This window comes from Corynebacterium tuscaniense, from assembly GCF_008693065.1.
Lineage (GTDB): Bacteria > Actinomycetota > Actinomycetes > Mycobacteriales > Mycobacteriaceae > Corynebacterium > Corynebacterium tuscaniense.
In genome coordinates, this window is record NZ_VXKH01000017.1 from 13,848 (window position 1) to 30,031 (window position 16,184).

Annotated in this window: 17 protein-coding genes and 1 pseudogene; 12 read left to right on the top strand and 6 right to left on the bottom strand. The window is 60.9% G+C overall.

What is annotated here, in order from left to right:
* Positions 1-29 precede the first annotated feature (29 nt).
* Positions 30-1,055, bottom strand: a complete 1,026-nt coding sequence (locus F4V54_RS05025; protein WP_150386447.1) for an acyl-CoA thioesterase — start codon at positions 1,053-1,055, stop codon at positions 30-32.
* Positions 1,056-1,100: 45 nt separating this feature from the next.
* Here F4V54_RS05025 and F4V54_RS05030 point away from each other — a divergent pair, with 45 nt between their 5' ends.
* From F4V54_RS05030 to F4V54_RS05050, 5 genes are all read left to right on the top strand, one after another.
* Positions 1,101-1,493, top strand: a complete 393-nt coding sequence (locus tag F4V54_RS05030) for a sterol carrier family protein (protein ID WP_150386448.1) — start codon at positions 1,101-1,103, stop codon at positions 1,491-1,493.
* A gap of 27 nt (positions 1,494-1,520) precedes the next feature.
* Complete coding sequence (gene purF / locus F4V54_RS05035) at positions 1,521-3,026, top strand: amidophosphoribosyltransferase (protein WP_249041231.1); 1,506 nt, start codon at positions 1,521-1,523, stop codon at positions 3,024-3,026.
* A 3-nt stretch (positions 3,027-3,029) separates the two neighbouring features.
* Positions 3,030-4,103, top strand: a complete 1,074-nt coding sequence (gene purM / locus F4V54_RS05040) for a phosphoribosylformylglycinamidine cyclo-ligase (protein WP_150386449.1) — start codon at positions 3,030-3,032, stop codon at positions 4,101-4,103.
* A gap of 156 nt (positions 4,104-4,259) precedes the next feature.
* Positions 4,260-4,472 (top strand): DUF3073 domain-containing protein, encoded by a 213-nt coding sequence (locus F4V54_RS05045; RefSeq protein WP_034662275.1) that lies wholly within the window; start codon positions 4,260-4,262, stop codon positions 4,470-4,472.
* 44 nt (positions 4,473-4,516) lie between these two features.
* Complete coding sequence (locus F4V54_RS05050; protein WP_249041230.1) at positions 4,517-5,065, top strand: sugar O-acetyltransferase; 549 nt, start codon at positions 4,517-4,519, stop codon at positions 5,063-5,065.
* On the opposite strand, the gene ygfZ is transcribed toward F4V54_RS05050, so the two are convergent.
* Complete coding sequence (gene ygfZ, locus F4V54_RS05055) at positions 5,058-6,287, bottom strand: CAF17-like 4Fe-4S cluster assembly/insertion protein YgfZ (RefSeq protein ID WP_373277171.1); 1,230 nt, start codon at positions 6,285-6,287, stop codon at positions 5,058-5,060. The genes F4V54_RS05050 and ygfZ overlap by 8 nt on opposite strands.
* 32 nt (positions 6,288-6,319) lie before the next feature.
* On the opposite strand from ygfZ, the gene F4V54_RS05060 reads away from it, so the two are divergent.
* The gene (locus tag F4V54_RS05060) at positions 6,320-7,234 is read left to right on the top strand and encodes an aminodeoxychorismate lyase (protein ID WP_150386450.1); all 915 of its coding nucleotides are present in this window, start codon (positions 6,320-6,322) and stop codon (positions 7,232-7,234) included.
* A 5-nt stretch (positions 7,235-7,239) separates the two neighbouring features.
* On the opposite strand, the gene F4V54_RS05065 is transcribed toward F4V54_RS05060, so the two are convergent.
* Positions 7,240-7,968 (bottom strand): heme-binding beta-barrel domain-containing protein, encoded by a 729-nt coding sequence (locus F4V54_RS05065; RefSeq protein ID WP_150386451.1) that lies wholly within the window; start codon positions 7,966-7,968, stop codon positions 7,240-7,242.
* 20 nt (positions 7,969-7,988) lie between these two features.
* On the bottom strand, positions 7,989-8,732 hold the full coding sequence (locus F4V54_RS05070; RefSeq protein WP_102723536.1) for an LmeA family phospholipid-binding protein: 744 nt from the start codon (positions 8,730-8,732) through the stop codon (positions 7,989-7,991).
* 33 nt (positions 8,733-8,765) lie between these two features.
* On the opposite strand from F4V54_RS05070, the gene mshD reads away from it, so the two are divergent.
* The 6 genes from mshD (at position 8,766) to F4V54_RS05100 (ending at position 15,187) form a co-directional block, all read left to right on the top strand.
* A complete protein-coding gene (mshD, locus tag F4V54_RS05075; RefSeq protein ID WP_150386452.1) occupies positions 8,766-9,650 on the top strand; it encodes a mycothiol synthase in 885 nt (294 codons plus the stop codon).
* A 121-nt stretch (positions 9,651-9,771) separates the two neighbouring features.
* On the top strand, positions 9,772-10,902 hold the full coding sequence (gene pstS, locus F4V54_RS05080) for a phosphate ABC transporter substrate-binding protein PstS (RefSeq protein ID WP_034662291.1): 1,131 nt from the start codon (positions 9,772-9,774) through the stop codon (positions 10,900-10,902).
* Positions 10,903-11,040: 138 nt separating this feature from the next.
* The gene (gene pstC, locus F4V54_RS05085; RefSeq protein WP_034662294.1) at positions 11,041-12,030 is read left to right on the top strand and encodes a phosphate ABC transporter permease subunit PstC; all 990 of its coding nucleotides are present in this window, start codon (positions 11,041-11,043) and stop codon (positions 12,028-12,030) included.
* A gap of 11 nt (positions 12,031-12,041) precedes the next feature.
* Positions 12,042-13,013 (top strand): phosphate ABC transporter permease PstA, encoded by a 972-nt coding sequence (pstA, locus tag F4V54_RS05090; RefSeq protein WP_084576427.1) that lies wholly within the window; start codon positions 12,042-12,044, stop codon positions 13,011-13,013.
* Between the two features lie 36 nt (positions 13,014-13,049).
* Entirely contained in the window at positions 13,050-13,826 is a 777-nt protein-coding gene (pstB, locus tag F4V54_RS05095; protein WP_034662296.1) for a phosphate ABC transporter ATP-binding protein PstB, read from the top strand.
* Between the two features lie 155 nt (positions 13,827-13,981).
* On the top strand, positions 13,982-15,187 hold the full coding sequence (locus F4V54_RS05100) for a hypothetical protein (protein ID WP_034662299.1): 1,206 nt from the start codon (positions 13,982-13,984) through the stop codon (positions 15,185-15,187).
* Positions 15,188-15,190: 3 nt separating this feature from the next.
* Here the strand turns inward: F4V54_RS05100 and F4V54_RS05105 are convergent, their stop codons facing one another.
* Together F4V54_RS05105 and F4V54_RS05110 are read right to left on the bottom strand one after the other, a co-directional pair.
* Positions 15,191-15,937 (bottom strand): phosphate signaling complex PhoU family protein, encoded by a 747-nt coding sequence (locus tag F4V54_RS05105; protein WP_308410349.1) that lies wholly within the window; start codon positions 15,935-15,937, stop codon positions 15,191-15,193.
* A gap of 5 nt (positions 15,938-15,942) precedes the next feature.
* Positions 15,943-16,184, bottom strand: a pseudogene (locus F4V54_RS05110) (tRNA dihydrouridine synthase DusB); the annotation flags it as partial.

Sequence of the window (16,184 nt, forward strand, 5' to 3'; positions counted from 1 at the left end):
GAAGTGGGGGCCGTTTCGCGGTGCAGAACTTAGTCGATGGTCTGGGTTGCCGGAACCGGCTCAATGAGTGGCATTGGTTGGTACTTCTCACGCAGTTGGCGCAGGGTATCGGTGTGCTCCCACAGTGCCTTGTCTTCAGTGGTGACAGGGGTGAATTGGCGGGCGGGGAGGGGATTGCCGTCGATGTCGATGCCCACGTAGGTGAAGGTGGCGTGAATTGCCGTTTCTAGGTTTTCCCGCCCGCCACGCGGATTACCGGCACGGACGTGGGTTGTCACAGCCATGCTGCGTTTACCGGTTTGGGTGAGGCGCGAGTCCACTTCAATGAGGTCGCCGATGGCGATGGGTTTGTAGAAGCGGATGCCACCGGCGTAGACGGCGACGGTGCGTTCGCCGGCCCATTCCATGGTGATGGAGGTGCCGGCGCTGTCGATCCATTCCATGGCGGTGCCGCCGTGGACTTTGCCGCCCCAGTTGATGTCCGTTGGTTTGGCCATGAAGCGGTGGATGATGCGGGGTGCAGTCGATTCACCGTCGTAGGTGTGCTTGAGCATTTCCGATTCGATGTCGGAGCGCAGCTGGATGCGGGATTTCGCGGCGTGTTCGGCGCGGCGTTCTTCGTCGGTGGTGGGTATGAAGGTGGGTACTGCCATGGATTTGCCGGTTTCAGTGTCCTTGGCCACGAAGATAACCAGGCAGTCGCAGGCGCGGGTGAATACGCCTTCGCGCGGGTCGGCGGATAGCACCTCGTTCACGATGTGCATGGAGGAGCGTCCGGTCATGGCGATGCGGGAGCGTACTTCCACGATGTGCCCGGATGGGATGGGGCGGGTGAAGTGGATGTGCCCCACGTAGGCGGTGACGCAGTAGGTGGAGGACCATTGCACGGCGCAGGCGTAGGCGGCTTTATCGATCCATTCCAGCACGCGTCCGCCAGACACGCCTTGGGCGCCGGCGAGGATCACGTCCGTCGGTGCGGCCATGAATCGGAGGGTGATGGAGGGGGATTTTTCTACGGTCACACGAGGTGTTTCAGTTCCAGTGCTGGGCGTCATTAGCACAACACTACTCGCTTAGCCGCGGCATTTTAGGATGGGCGTATGGCTGTGAAGAATGATCCGCTGGCGACACGGGAGGCGATTGCGGCGATTGCGGGGTGGATTGTGGATCCGGAGAGCGTGGAGAAGCCTTCGCGTGCGTTGCTCGCAGATGCTTGTCGACGTTCCGCCCGCGCCCTCGCTGCCGAACTACCTGGTCACACCGTCGAGTTGCGCGTGCCCCCATTCGTGGCGGTGCAGTGCGTTGAGGGGCCGCGGCATACCCGTGGGACCCCACCGAACGTGGTGGAGATGGTCCCTGAGGTGTGGTTGCAGGTGGCTACTGGGTTGATTGATTTTGATGAGGCTGTGGCCGATGGGCGGATTTATGCTTCGGGGTCCCGGGCGGGTGAGGTTGCGGCGGGTCTTCCGGTGATTGCCCTCCCGGCCAGCTAATCAACTAGGGTTGAGGCCGTGCAAAGCGTGAACAACGGTGCTTCTACTGGTGTGCCCGTGTCCCTGGATGCTGATGAGCAGGAGCCACGCGAAGAATGTGGTGTGTTTGGTGTCTGGGCGCCGGGAGAAGACGTATCTAAGCTGACCTATTTTGGCTTGTTCGCCCTGCAGCACCGCGGCCAGGAGGGCGCGGGCATTGCGGTGGGAGACAAGGGCCGGATCGTGGTGTTTAAGGATAGCGGTCTGGTGTCCCAGGTTTTTGATGAGGCAATCTTGGACGCACTCCAAGGCGATGTGGCCATCGGTCACACCCGTTATTCCACGGCGGGGTCTCAGGACTGGGAAAACGTTCAGCCGATGTTCCGCACCTCACCCGACGGTACGGATGTGTCCTTGGGGCATAACGGCAATCTGACGAACTACGCCACGTTGCAGGCTGAAGCGATTGAACGCCGCCTTGTGGCCACTGAGGGAGTGGAGGGACACGGTTCTTCCTCCGACACGGCGGTGGTGTCGGCGTTGCTTGCGGATGGAGTGCGCGATGGCCGTACCCTCCTTGACTCTGCCCGCGAACTGCTTCCGAAGCTGCAGGGCGCATTCTGCCTTGTCTTTACTGATGGACACACCCTGTACGCTGCGCGTGACCCGCACGGTGTGCGTCCTCTGTCGCTGGGGCGCCTGGAGCAGGGCTGGGTCATTGCTAGTGAGACCGCTGCGTTAGACATCACTGGTGCTTCTTTCGTGCGTGACATCGCACCGGGTGAGCTTATTGCTATTAGCGCCTCCGGTATTCACACTGAGAATTACGCAAAGCCAGCGCCGAAGACCTGCGTGTTTGAGTACGTCTACATTGCCCGCCCGGATTCTGTGGTGGAAGGTAAGACAGTCAATGCTGCTCGTCTGGAGATCGGGCGCCGTTTGTCGCGGGTGGCGCCGGTGGACGCGGACGTCGTTATGCCAGTGCCTGAATCCGGCACCCCAGCGGCGATAGGCTACGCGGAGGCCTCTGGTATTCCTTTTGCACAGGGCCTGATGAAGAACGCTTATGTGGGGCGCACCTTCATCCAGCCGTCGGATACCTTGCGGCAGCTGGGTTTGCGTCTGAAGCTCAACCCGGTGCGCGAGATCATTGCGGGCAAGTCCCTCGTCGTCGTGGACGATTCCATCGTGCGCGGCAATACCCAGCGCAAACTTATCCGCATGTTGCGCGAAGCGGGCGCAGGGGAAGTACATGTGCGTATTGCCTCTCCGCCGGTGAAGTGGCCGTGTTTCTACGGCATTGACTTTGCTAGCCCCGGCGAGCTCATCGCTAACAACGCGGGCGGGGATGAGGATGCTGTGGCAGAGAACATTTGCCGCGTCATCGGCGCAGATACACTCGCGTTTGTGTCTATTGATGACATGATTGCTGCCACCGAACGCCCGGCCGACAGCCTGTGCGCCGCCTGCTTTGACGGCCACTACCCGCTGGGTCTGCCGGAAAACAACGTCAACGCTGACGCCGTCCGGCGTATTCAGGAAGGGATGTTTTAAGCCATGACCACCCCGGATAACACCAACCCCGTTTCCTATGCCGCTGCTGGCGTGGACATCGAAGCTGGTGACCGTGCCGTCGAGCTGTTCAAGGACCACGCCAAGCGCGCCTCTCGCCCGGAGGTACGCGGTGGCCTTGGTGGTTTCGCTGGCCTTTTTGCCTTGGGTAAGTACAAGGAGCCGCTGCTTGCTGCGGGCTCCGATGGTGTGGGCACGAAGCTCGCCGTGGCGCAGGCTATGGGCATTCACAACACCATCGGCATCGACTTGGTGGCCATGTGCGTCGACGACCTGGTGGTGTGTGGCGCGGAGCCCCTGTTCCTGCAGGACTACATCGCCATCGGCAAGGTTGTGCCCGAAAAGGTCGCGCAGATCGTCGAAGGAATCGCTGAAGGGTGCGTCCAGGCTGGATGCGCCCTGCTCGGCGGGGAAACAGCGGAGCACCCCGGTGTCATGGGTGAAAATGACTACGACGTTTCCGCCACCGCCGTTGGTGTCGTCGAAGCTGATGAGCTACTCGGCCCGGATCGCGTGCGTGAAGGCGACGTGATCATCGGCATGGCGTCATCTGGCCTGCACTCCAACGGCTACTCCCTAGCGCGCCACGTGCTGCTGGAGAAAGCAGGCCTGCCTCTCGACGGCCATGTGGACGAGCTCGGCCGCACCCTCGGCGAAGAGCTTCTAGAGCCGACCCGCATCTATGCGCTTGACTGCCTGGCTCTGGCCAATGAGTGTGAAGTGCGCACCTTCTGCCACGTCACCGGTGGCGGCCTGGTGGGCAACATGGAGCGCATCATCCCCGAAGGCAAGGTGGCAGAGATGCACCGCGCCACCTGGTCTCCCGCCCCGATCTTCCACACCATTGCGGAGGTGGGTAACGTGCCGGTAGAGGAGATGGAGAAGACCTTCAACGCCGGCGTAGGCATGGTTGCCATCGTCGCCCCGGAGGACCGCGACCGCGCATTGGCTATGCTCACCGCACGTCACGTGGACTGCTGGGAGCTCGGTGTTGTCCGCGGTGCAACCGAAGCGGATGAAGGCCAGCGTGCGACGCTAGTAGGAACCCACGCGGGTTAAGCACGGCTACATGCCTGCGCATTCCTCCTGGCACAGGCGATGTCGCGCATAATTTGACTCGCACGCTATAGTGGCTGCAGGACAAATTTCACGGATATTATTTGGGGCCGCCGACTATTTCGGCCGCCCTTTAGACACCTCAAGGGGGTCACTGCCATGGGCCGCGGACGCGCCAAAGCAAAGCAGACCAAGGTTGCACGCCAGCTCAAGTACAACACGCCCGAGATGGACCTGGAATCTCTCCAGCGTGAACTTGCTGGACAGAACTCCAACTCCCGGTGGGATGAGGACGATGACTATGAGGTAGATGACCAGTACGCGGAATATGCGGACTGGGACGACGAAGACGTTGAGGAAGACAAGCGTTAACCTCCCGTAGGTGTATCCTCCGCGGTATGAACAAACTAGGCAGCATGGCAGACATGCGCTGCGGCCAGTGGTATCTACCGGACTCTGAGGAAGCACAGGAGCAGCATCGCGTTACGTGGGAGCGGACCCGTGAGTTCAATGCGTTGGGCAACACGGACCCTGTGCGTGCGCAGGAGTTGCTGGGGGCGATGTTCTCACCGCAGTCAGCGGTCCCGGAGGTTTTGGGTCCGCTGCACCTGGAGTTCGGGGTGAACACCACCTTCGGCGAAGGATGCTTTGTCAACTTCAACTGCGTGATCTTGGATATCGCGGAGATCACCATTGGCGCCGGGTCGATGTTTGGGCCTGCGTGTCAGCTGATTACGGTGGGCCACCCGGTGGATGATGCTGCGAAGCGCGCGGAAGGCTGGGAGCGCGCCCAACCGATCACGATTGGTCGCAATTGTTGGTTCGGTGCCGGCGCGATGGTCATGCCGGGCGTCACCATCGGCGATAATTGCGTGATTGCCGCCGGCGCTGTGGTGACCAAGGACGTTGCCGCAGGTTCCCTCGTTGCCGGTGTCCCTGCACGCGTGAAGCGCGAGATCAGTTAGTACGCCCGCGCAGCTTATCGACGGCTACTCGCCCCGCCCGCTCCCCCTCATCCTTCGGCATGGAATCCGGGTCCACGGTGGCAGAGACGTTGATCTCTTGGACGACTTCGTTGTCGCCGTCCGCGCTTTCAGCGCGGACACTGGCAATGACGTCGAGCTGCGCACCCGTGTCGATGGCTTGAGTGAGAGCGGAGCGCTTCACCAGCGCAAGCGCGATCGGACCGTAGTCGCAGTCGTGGACGATCGAGCCAACGTGGCCGACGGTGCGCCCACCGAAGGTGACCGGGTCGCCCGGTTTGGGGTCCAGGGGTGCGGAGCCGTCGATATGCAGCAGCACGAGCAGGCGCGGTGAGCGGCCAAGGTTTTCCACACGCGCGACGGTTTCTTGTCCGCGGTAGCAGCCCTTATCCAGGTGCACTGCGCCGAGGTTCTCCCCGCGGCGGATGAGAGTGTGGGCTTCGTGCGGAATTGACTTATTGTCCAAGTCCACGCGCAGTTCCGGCTCAAGCGCCTTGATGCGCTCCGCGGTGAAGGCCATGAGGCCTGCGCGATCCAAACCTGCGGAGGTACCGGCGCCAGAGCTACCGGCTGAGTCTCCAGCGGGTCCCTCCACCGGAGACGTTAATGCCTTGTAAGCGGCGGCGAGGTCGGGGCGGGGAACGGCGACGTCGATACGCCGAGCGGCGGACCAGGGGACGGTGCGCTCGAAGGCGGCGGTGATGCCGGCACCGCTCAGGAATTCAGCGGGTGAGAAGCTCGACGGCGCACCCAGCACCGTGAGGATTCCCAGGTCTGCCTCTTCCACGGTGACCTCGGACCAGAAGACCATCTTGGTCAGGAAGTCCCGGAAGGAATCCAGGGAGTATGAGGGGAGGTCGAGGTAGAAGGTTGGCGCGGCGTCGATAAGCGACACATCTGCGTGGTGCAGGATGCGGCCCTGCATGTCCAAGTCGAGCGCGGCGGCGGAAAAGCCTGGCTCCACGTCGTCGAGTTTCTGGCTCAGCAGGTTGTTCAAGAACGTGGCGGCATCAGGCCCGGTGACGCGCAGGACACCGCGGTGGCTGCGGTCCACCACAACCCCGCCACGGGAGATGAGGCGTTGTTCCCGCAGGGGGTCGCCGTAGTGCCAGGGCACACCAGCGGCGTCGAAAGGTGATGTGGCGGCGTCCGGAAGTTCGGTCGCGCCACGGAAAGCAAGCAGCGGAGAACGGTACGTATGCACGCACCTGATCATACGTGGGCATAATTGGGGGCATGCTTCCAGTACAACCTGCTCAAGCCCCTGTTATTTATCTCGTGGAGCCGTTCGGCGGATCCATGCGCAGGCAAAACGTGAATCTGCCGCACGTGTTTTGGGATGATGCGGCCGTCACTCGCGGCGATGGATGTTTTGAAACGATCCTCGTGCACGGTGGTGAACCTGTGAACTTGGATGCGCACATTGCACGCTTCACGCGGTCTGCAGCGCTGCTTGACTTGCCTGAGCCGGTGGCGGAGACGTGGCGTACGGCCACGCTTGAGGCCGTGGGAGACTTCGTGCAGGAATCTGGCCTTGACCCGCAGGACGTAGAAGCCAAGTGCCAGTGGACCTACACCCGCGGCCGTGAAACCACGGGCGTACCCACCGCGTGGGTGTCTGTGCGGCCGATCCCGAAGGAGCAGCTCAAGCAACGTAAGAAGGGCGTGAAGGTGATCACTGCCTCGCGCGGCTACACGCTCACGACCACGGATGACACCCCGTGGTTGACGGTGGGTGCGAAGTCGCTTAACTATGCCACCGCGATGGCCGCGTTGCGCTGGGCGAAGAAGCAAGGCTGTGACGACGTCATCTTCGTTGACCCCGCCACCGGCCGTGTGCTCGAAGGTGCGACGTCCACGGTGATCACAGTGAAAGGCGATAAACTGCGTACACCGGTCACCGGTGGGGACGTGCTGCCCGGAACAACGCAGGCCGCTATTTTCCGCCTCGCCGAAGAGCGCGGCTGGCGCTGCAAGGAGAAGGATCTCACGGTCGACGACATGCTTGGCGCGGATCAAGTGTGGCTGGTGAGCTCCGTGCGCGGCGGGGTGCGCGTCACAGAGATCGACGGCACAGCAACGAAGGCCCCGTCCAAGAAGGACGAGGCCACTGTTGCTTCGCTTATCAGGGAAGCGCGGACAACGGTTTAATTCCCCTAGCCCGCAATCCTCTTCAGCTCCCCGGACATGTACGGGACGAAGCTGATGTCGTCTTTCGTGGAGCCGGGGGCGACGCGCTCATCCACCCAGCCGAGGTTGTTGTTGGGCATGAGGCCGTAAATGCGTTTGCCAGGGCCGTGGGTGGACGGGCCGGTTTCAGTAGCGATGGTGGATGCGGAGGTCAGCTGCCATGCACGCTCGTTGACAGGTTCACCGTAGAGGACCTCCACGAGGCCACGGGAGTTAGTCAGGGTGACCTCAATTTCGTCTTTGAGGGAGATGCGCCAGAAGCCGATTTCGCGCTGGTCGGCACCGGTGGAGTTGCCATCTTCGTCGATACGCCAGATGCGTGAATCAAAGCGCAGGTAATTCTCCCCGTCGTGGGAGATGACCAGCTGCTGGCCGAAGGCGTACTCGGTGTGGTTGCCGTCTTCCGCCAAATCTACTGCTTGGCCGGTGCCCTGCCACACGCCTACCAAGGGAAGCAGGCCAAGGAGGCCATCGTGCAGGTTGGGTCCTTCGCGCAGGTTCGCCGTGTCATCGGGCAGCGGAATCTCGTCGAGGTCCAGCGCCGGGATATTGCGGTGCGCCGTGTTCTTGGACTGTTCTGCGGCCAAGTTCACAGCGGCGTTACCGTCAAGGCTGACGCGCTCAGGCGCGTCAGCGGTGTCAGCGGTGTCAGCGGTGTCAGGAGTGTCAGGGGTGTTCGTTTCGTTCGTTTCCATGTCCGCCCAGCGTAGTCCTCTCACCGAGCGGGTGCGGTGATGGGCGACAGGTCAGCAGGGCTGAGCGTCACATTTCGCTTCGCGGCGGAAAAACGGATGGAACCACCGGCCACTTCTACTTTGTCTGCTTGACCGCCGATGGGCAGATCGCGAGTGTCCAAGCTGAGGGTGAAGGCGCGGGAGACGGTGTCGGCGTGGTCGGGGGAGACGTCGATAAGCGAAATGGGCTCCATGATGAACTCCGTTCCCTTGAGCCGCAGGGTGACCACCACGGTGGATTGCTCCTCCATGCCGGGCACAGTGCCGGTGAGCTGGGCTTCGCTGGCGGAACCGCCGGTGGGGGAGATGTCGTAGGGGTTGGAGATGTCCAGGTCGGTCATATTCAGCAGTTCGCCGAAAGCAACGCCGTCGAGGGACAGGGTGCGGTCCACACGCTTGGCGGGTGCCCCCACAAAATCCCCGGCGTAGGCCTTGTTAGCGGGAATCGTGATCTCATAAATATCGGTGCGCGAATTCACGGTTAGGCCCGCGGTATCCACGTCAAGAGCCTGGAGGCTCACGCGGGGAATCTCACCGCTGCGCAGCACTTGCGCGAAAGGGAAACCGCCCACGTAGGTGTCCGGATCAGCCGGCAGCTGGTCCTGGGTGCGTGCCTGCACCGCCAGATGCCGTTCGACTTTCGCTGCCGTCGCGGCATCCACCACGAAAGCCGTAGCTGGCACGGCCAGTACTACGGCAGCAGCAACATAAGCCTTCACGTTCATGCCCTCACCGTAGTCTCCCCGTAGCCTTGAACTATGAATGAACCACAGTTCCACGTCACAGAAGCTCGCGAGCTTCTCAGTAGCGTCGCACAGCACGATGGGGTTGAGGCTTTCAGCGAGGCGTTCGTGCGGGGTCTCGACGGCAGCCACGAGCACTTCACTGTGCGCGACCACAACACGCTCATCGCTCTAGCCGGGCTCGCCCCTGACGGGTCCGCGGAGGTTGCGGTTCATCCTGCTTATCGACGCCTCGGCCACGGCACCGCCCTCATCTCCCAGACCCTCACCCGTCGTCCCGATGCTGGCCTGTGGGCGCATGGGAACCTTGCTGCCGCGAGGGCTCTTGCGGCAGCGTTGGGGCTTAAACCAACCCGGGAATTGCTGTTCATGGCGGTGGAAGGGGAGGCGCTCGCGGGCATTGGCGCGCCCGGTTCTACCGCGGAGGTGCTCACCGAACAGGAGGGAATAAGGGAGAGTAGTTATGCGGAGGAGCCCGCGGATAAGCAATGGCTCCAGGTAAACAATGAAGCGTTCCACTGGCACCCTGAACAAGGTGGCTGGGACCTGGCGCGACTGCATGAGGCAATGAACACGGAGTGGTTCGACCCAGAGGGCGTCCGATTTCTGTTTGACGGCGACTCACTGGCGGGTTTTCACTGGACAAAACGTCACTCTGACACGCTTGGTGAGGTCTACGTGGTGGGCGTAGCCGATGCCTACCGCGGGCGGGGTCTAGGTGATCCCCTCATGCGAGCAGGGGTGGAACATCTCGTCGCCGGGGGTGCCAGAAAAGTGATCTTGTACGTCGAAGCCGACAATCAACCCGCAGTGAAACGCTACGAACAACTCGGATTTGCCGTGGTAGAACGCCACGTTGTGTACAAATCGACAAAGTTAACTCATTGTTCACCGATTTAGGCCTTTGCAATTAACACTCGGCCCGTACCTTCGCTCGGTGTGAGCACTCAGGCGCCATACGTGGCTGCTTGGGACCGATGCTCAGAAGAAAATCTGAATTCGCACCGGAAAGGTATCCCCCGTGATCCGTAACTTCAAGCGCTCCGCCGCAATCGCCGGCGTTGCAGCCATCGCTTCTGTCTCCCTGGTTGCATGCGGCGACTCCAACGACAATGCCGCTAACGGCGACAACGCATCCTCCGCTAAAGATGCAACCGCCATTGAGGGCCTGTCTGGTCAGACCGGCCAGCTCGTTGCTGAGGGTGCTACCTCCCAGGCCAACGCAATGGATTACTTTGGCTCCCGCTACGCCGAAGCTGTTTCGGGCGCTAACCTCGCCTACAACGCAACTGGTTCCGGTTCCGGTATCAAGAACTTCATCGGCAACCAGGCAGTCTTCGCTGGCTCTGACTCCCCGCTGAAGGAAGATAAGGGCGAGGTTGAGCAGGCGCGCGAGCGTTGCGGTGGCAACGACGCATGGCACCTGCCGATGGTCATCGGCCCGGTTGCTGTTGCTTTCAACCTTGACGGTGTTGCGGACTTGAACCTCACCGTTGACAACATTGTGGAGATCTTCAACGGCACCATCACCAAGTGGAACGACCCGAAGATCGCTGAGAACAACGAGAGCGCAGAGCTACCCGACCAGGACATCTCCGTCATCTACCGCTCTGACGAATCCGGTACCTCCGACAACTTCCAGAAGTTCCTCTCCGCTGCTTCTGATGGCAAGTGGGAGGGCGAAGGTAAGGCATTCCCGCAGTCTGTCGGCGCTGGCGCTAACGGCTCCACCGCTGTGGCAGAGCAGGTGAAGGCGACCTCCGGCGCTGTCACCTACGTTGAGGCTGGCTACGCACACGACCTGGACCTCGGTGTTGCCAACATTGACTTCGGCTCCGGCGCAGTTGAGCTGAACAACGAGTCCGTGAACAAGGCTCTGGCTAACGTCCAGTTCAAGTCCGAGGGCCATGACTTGGTTGTTGACTCCAAGTCCCTGTTCGCCTCCAACAACGAGGGTGCATACCCGCTGGTTCTGACCACCTACGAGATCGTCTGCTCCAAGGGCTACGATGAGACCACCAAGAACATGGTCAAGGACTTCCTCACCATCGTTCTGGAGTCCCAGGATGAGGAGCTTGAGGACGCTGGCTTCATCCCAGTTTCCGGTGAGTTCGCCGACAAGCTGAAGGCTTCTGTAGACGCCATCTCCTAGGCGGAGCCCTCCGCACGCTTTTCAGCCCACAGTCTGAAAAGCACCACCATCCCCCCGGTATCACTGTGAACCGGGGGAATGTTTATGTGGTGGATGATCCACAAAACTGAACAACACGAACTTTAAGGAAACGTCACCATGGCAGACCAAGAACTGTCGGTTGCGGAAAAGGACGCCCCCGCTGGCCCTCCAGCTTCGGGTGCAGGTGTTAAGCGTCCGGGCGACCGTGTCTTCGAAACCTTGTCCACTGTCTCCGCGGCACTGATCACCGTCATCATCATTGCGGTCGGCTTGTTCCTGCTGAAGCAGGCTTTTGAGCCGCTGCGCCTTAACACCGAGAACTTCCTCACCTACAAGGGCCAGTGGCAGACCTCCAACCTGGACAACATGAAGTTCGGTATTCCGAACCTGTTCTTCTCCACGGTGACGGTGTCCATTATCGCGTTGATTATTGCCATGCCAGTTGCTCTGGGGGTGGCGATCTTCCTGTCCAACTACGCGCCCAAGCGGTTGGTGAAGCCGTTGGCTGGGCTCGTGGATATGCTCGCGGCGGTGCCGTCGATCGTGTACGGCCTGTGGGGTGCGCAGGTGCTCGGACCGAAACTCTCCGGTTTCTACGAGTGGATCAACTCCTGGGGTGGGGATTTCTTCCTGTTCCAGCGCTACGCAAACTCGCCGTCCTTCGACACGGGCCGCAATATCCTCACCGGTGGCATCGTGCTGGCGATTATGGTGTTACCGGTCATCGCGGCTACCACACGCGAAGTGTTCGTGCAGACCCCTCCTGGCCAGATCGAGTCCGCGTTGGCGCTGGGCGCGACCCGCTGGGAAGTTATCCGCATGACTGTCCTGCCGTTCGGCATGTCCGGTTACATTGCGGGCGCCATGCTTGGTCTCGGACGTGCGCTGGGTGAGACGATGGCGCTGTACATGGTCGTCTCGCCGGGCCCTGAGTACCGCGGATCGCTTTTCGACGGTGGCACCACCTTCGCAACCGCCATCGCCAACGCCTCTGCCGAGTTCAACAACCCGACTTCTGCTGGCGCGTACATCGCTGCGGGTCTGGTGTTGTTCCTCCTGACCTTCCTCGTCAACTCGATCGCCCGCGCGATTGTCAACAAGAAGTAGGTGTGTGAGACATGACTAATCCCGATAACCTGCAGGGCGCATCTGAGGGTGCTTCGACTGCCGAACTGGTTGCACCCAAGCGAGAGAGTGTCGCCCCGGTGGGTGAAACCCCGTTCACGCACATCTCTTCTGGTCGTAAGACCACCAACTCTTTGATGGGCGGTCTGATGTGGGTAGCGATGATCCTTGCGCTCATCCCCCTCGGCTGGCTCCTGATCACCCTGGTCTCCCGTGGCTACGATGCAATCCTCAGTCCGGAGTGGTGGACGCAGGACATGGTCGGTGTCCGTGCTCGCCGTGAAGGTGGCGGTGCCCTCCACGCGATCGCCGGTACGCTGATGCAAACCTTGATCGCCTCCCTGTTCTCCATCCCGATCGGTGTGTTCACCGCGATCTACCTGGTGGAGTACGCCAACGGCAGCAAGCTGGGCAAACTGACCACATTCATGGTAGACATCCTCTCCGGTGTCCCGTCGATCGTTTCCGCACTGTTCATCTACGCCCTGTGGATCACCATTCTGGGCCAGCAGCGTTCTGGCTTCGCCGTGGCACTTTCGCTCATCCTGCTGATGGTGCCCGTGGTGGTGCGAAACACCGAAGAAATGCTCCGCGTCGTCCCGATGGACCTGCGCGAGGCCTCCTACGCCCTCGGTGTGCCGAAGTGGAAGACGATTGCGCGTATTGTTCTGCCGACTGCGCTGTCGGGCATTGTTACCGGCATCATGCTGGCCATCGCTCGCGTCATGGGTGAATCCGCACCGGTATTGATCTTGGTCGGCTCCACCCCGCAGACAAACTGGTTCGGTTTGTTCAACCAGCCGCAGTCCTCCTTGCCGCTGTTCATGCTGGACATGTGGAAGGCTGGTTCCGCGGAGCCGGTTCTCAACCGCCTGTGGGGCGCGGCCCTCACACTGGTCATCATCGTCGTTGTCCTGAACGTGCTTGCGCGGTTCATTGCCGCGAAGTTCTCAGTCAAGAAGTAACGCCGCCACCAATCAATCCCCACATAGGAGAAAACAATGCCTACCAAGCTCCAGCTCAACGACCTGAATATCTACTACGGCGACTTCCACGCTGTGCAGAACGTCAACATGGATATCCCAGCCCAGTCCGTCACCGCGTTCATCGGCCCATCCGGCTGCGGTAAGTCCACCGTGTTGCGCACGCTCAACCGCATGCACGAGGTCATTCCGGGTGCATACACCGAGGGCGAAGTGCTTCTTGACGGCCACGATATCTACGCCAAGAACGTCGACCCCGTGGCCGTCCGCAACACCATCGGCATGGTGTTCCAGAAGGCTAACCCGTTCCCCACCATGTCCATCGAGGACAACGTGGTTGCGGGTCTGAAACTGTCCGGTGAGAAGAACAAGGCCAAACTCAAAGAGGTTGCGGAGCGTTCCCTGCGTGGCGCGAACCTCTGGGATGAAGTGAAAGACCGCCTGGATAAGCCTGGCGGTGGCCTTTCCGGTGGTCAGCAGCAGCGCCTGTGTATTGCGCGTGCGATTGCTGTTCAGCCGGAGGTTCTGCTCATGGACGAGCCGTGCTCCGCTCTGGACCCGATTTCCACCCTGGCTGTGGAGGACCTGATCCACGAGCTGAAGAACGAGTACACCATCGTGATCGTGACCCACAACATGCAGCAGGCGGCGCGCGTGTCTGAGAAGACTGCGTTCTTCTCCCTCGAGGCCACCGGCAAGCCGGGCCACCTGGTGGAGTTCAACGACACCACCACGATCTTTGAGAATCCGAGCCGCAAGGAGACTGAGGACTACATCTCGGGTCGCTTCGGCTAAATTCTGGGCTCCACACTGCTCCCCCGCACCGTGGCTGTAATACCAGCCGGTGGGGGAGCAGTTTCATGTGGACAACAACCCGATGTTCAAACAAAAGATTGATGTGTTTAAATTAAGCCTCATTTCAATACCAACTATTGATTGAGGGGTTTGCTTTGAACGCTTCCTTCCGGCGCCGTCTTGTCATCGGTGCCACCGTGCTTGCACTCTGTGCTCCTGTAGCCGCCAACACTGTGGCGCATGCTTTCCCCACCATCGACGCTGCCGACGCCCGCGGTTGCACCGGTGAGCTGGACACCCGTCACCCTGACCTCGACGTAAATCTGGACATCGCGGGGCCGGATGAGATTGACGTGACCAAGGACATGACCTTCACCCTCAAGGGCACAGGTATTGACCCAGCCACCACGCCGGGTGCATCCAACGGCGTGTATGTGGTGCTCACTCCAACGAACGTGTGGCGCATCGGGCACTGTAATACGATGACCGGTGATGGTGACGCGCTCATCGCGCGCTGGATCCCAGCCCATACTTTTGCGCAGAATGGCGGCAAGCTCGACCTGAAGTTGCCGGTGAAAGCCAACACGCTCCAGCCGGGCCAGACCTACTCGCTTGGGTTCATGGCGGCTCATGGTCTCGCGCTCAGCGAGCGCTACTTCGACCGGGGTATCACCTTTACGGTTCCCGCAGTCGGTGCGGACACGGTGGAAACGCCCTATGGTGTCCGCGCCGAAGTCAACGATAAGCGCGACATCACCGTGAAGTGGGACTACTCGCAAACCATCCCCGAAACCGCATGGCGTGTGCAGATCAACTGTGTTGAGCACTGCACCCACTGGCGGACAACGCGAACCTTCGACATTTCCAACGACCCCAACGCGCGCTCCTACACCTTCGAAGATGCTGACGCAGGAGTCTATCAGGCTTCCGTCAACGCGAGCCGGTGGGTGAACGGTAACCGTGCGACTACGGATTTTGGGGTGTCATCGCGGTTTGTGGTGGGGGACGTCGATAAGCCAATGAGCCAGCGACTCCACGCGAACGGAATCGTGCACGACTACGGCGAATACATCGCACCCGGCACTGAGGTCACCCTGAAATCTCCGATCGAAGGGACAACGAAGTGGTCGGTTACCGGTGTGAAGGACTACACGGTGGACCCCGAAACCCAGGCCCTGAGCTTTATCATGCCCACCAATCCGGTGCAGGTCGAAGCGGCGAAAGTTACGGAGGAGACAAAGGGGCTGCCCAGTTGGGCGCTGGCGCTGATCAGCGTCTTTGCTGCTCTCACGGCGATCGGCATCGCAGTGTTCAGCCAGTTCCCGGTGGTTGAGCAGCTGCGAAAACTTCTCAACTTCTAGCGCCTACTTGCGCCAGTACTGCTCCAGATTGCGCAGGCGTTCCTCCATCTCTGAGGTGGGGGTGTCGTCGCGGCTTTGCGCGTAAACCTCGGAGGTCAGGCCGGTGACCAGGTAGACGATGCGCGCGCCGACGTTGACGCAGTGGTCGGCGTAGCGCTCGTAGAACCGGCCGATAAGGGCCGCGTCTACAGCCGCGCGGCTGGAGCCTTCCCAGTCTTTGCCGGTCACGGTGGAGAGGAGGTAGCGGTGGAGGTCGTCGACATGGTCGTCGATCTCATTCATCTCCAGCGCAAGGTCCGCGTCGGGGCTGATCAGTTGGTCGTGGATCAGCTCACCCATCGAGTCCACCATGGTGGACATCTCTTTGATCGTCGGCTGCAGTTGCTTATCGACGACCTCCTCCGGATACCTCAACCTCGCCGTATTCGCCACGTGCTTGGCCAGTGCCCCCATCCGGCTGAAATCCTCCACGATGTAAATAGAGGTAAATACCTGGCGGAGTTCGGTAGCCACGGGATTTTCCCGGGCAAGCAGCTGCATGCTGCGCTGCTCACAACGCTCCCGGATTTCCTTGAGGGAATCTGCCGCAGTGAGTGCCTCTTCCGCATCCTCCAGTGATGCTTCGAAGAGAGCCTTCGTGGCAGACGCCATGATGCCGCGGACAGTATCGCTCATGATCTGGAGGTCATGGGCAAAATTGTCCAAGTGTTCGCGGTACACAGTGCGCATCGGGGCTTCTTTTCCGTTCACCTTGTCTAACCTCCGTTGTTCTCAATCTCCGCCCCGGCGGGGACGGTGGGGTCGTTGGGGTCGTCGAGCCAGCCTTCGGGGAGCGCAACCTTGGCTGAGGAGCCCTGGCGCCCACGGGCTTCATCGGCAGCCACAGCGCGCGCGGGGCTGTCAGCGATGGTAGCGAGTTTCGCGCGGAGTTCATCGAGGGTGGATACGCGAGCTAGTTCACTGCGGAATTGCCCACCGACGGGGAAACCGCGGAAGT

Bases quoted from the DNA above. Each gene is read 5' to 3' on its own strand.
- F4V54_RS05030 (WP_150386448.1), top strand. From the start codon at position 1,101: ATGGCTGTGAAGAATGATCCGCTGGCGACACGGGAGGCGATTGCGGCG.
- pstA (WP_084576427.1), top strand. From the start codon at position 12,042: ATGACTAATCCCGATAACCTGCAGGGCGCATCTGAGGGTGCTTCGACT.
- pstC (WP_034662294.1), top strand. From the start codon at position 11,041: ATGGCAGACCAAGAACTGTCGGTTGCGGAAAAGGACGCCCCCGCTGGC.
- mshD (WP_150386452.1), top strand. From the start codon at position 8,766: ATGAATGAACCACAGTTCCACGTCACAGAAGCTCGCGAGCTTCTCAGT.
- pstB (WP_034662296.1), top strand. From the start codon at position 13,050: ATGCCTACCAAGCTCCAGCTCAACGACCTGAATATCTACTACGGCGAC.
- F4V54_RS05065 (WP_150386451.1), bottom strand. From the start codon at position 7,968: ATGGAAACGAACGAAACGAACACCCCTGACACTCCTGACACCGCTGAC.
- F4V54_RS05045 (WP_034662275.1), top strand. From the start codon at position 4,260: ATGGGCCGCGGACGCGCCAAAGCAAAGCAGACCAAGGTTGCACGCCAG.
- F4V54_RS05025 (WP_150386447.1), bottom strand. From the start codon at position 1,055: ATGACGCCCAGCACTGGAACTGAAACACCTCGTGTGACCGTAGAAAAA.
- F4V54_RS05050 (WP_249041230.1), top strand. From the start codon at position 4,517: ATGGCAGACATGCGCTGCGGCCAGTGGTATCTACCGGACTCTGAGGAA.
- F4V54_RS05060 (WP_150386450.1), top strand. From the start codon at position 6,320: ATGCTTCCAGTACAACCTGCTCAAGCCCCTGTTATTTATCTCGTGGAG.
- purM (WP_150386449.1), top strand. From the start codon at position 3,030: ATGACCACCCCGGATAACACCAACCCCGTTTCCTATGCCGCTGCTGGC.
- F4V54_RS05070 (WP_102723536.1), bottom strand. From the start codon at position 8,732: ATGAACGTGAAGGCTTATGTTGCTGCTGCCGTAGTACTGGCCGTGCCA.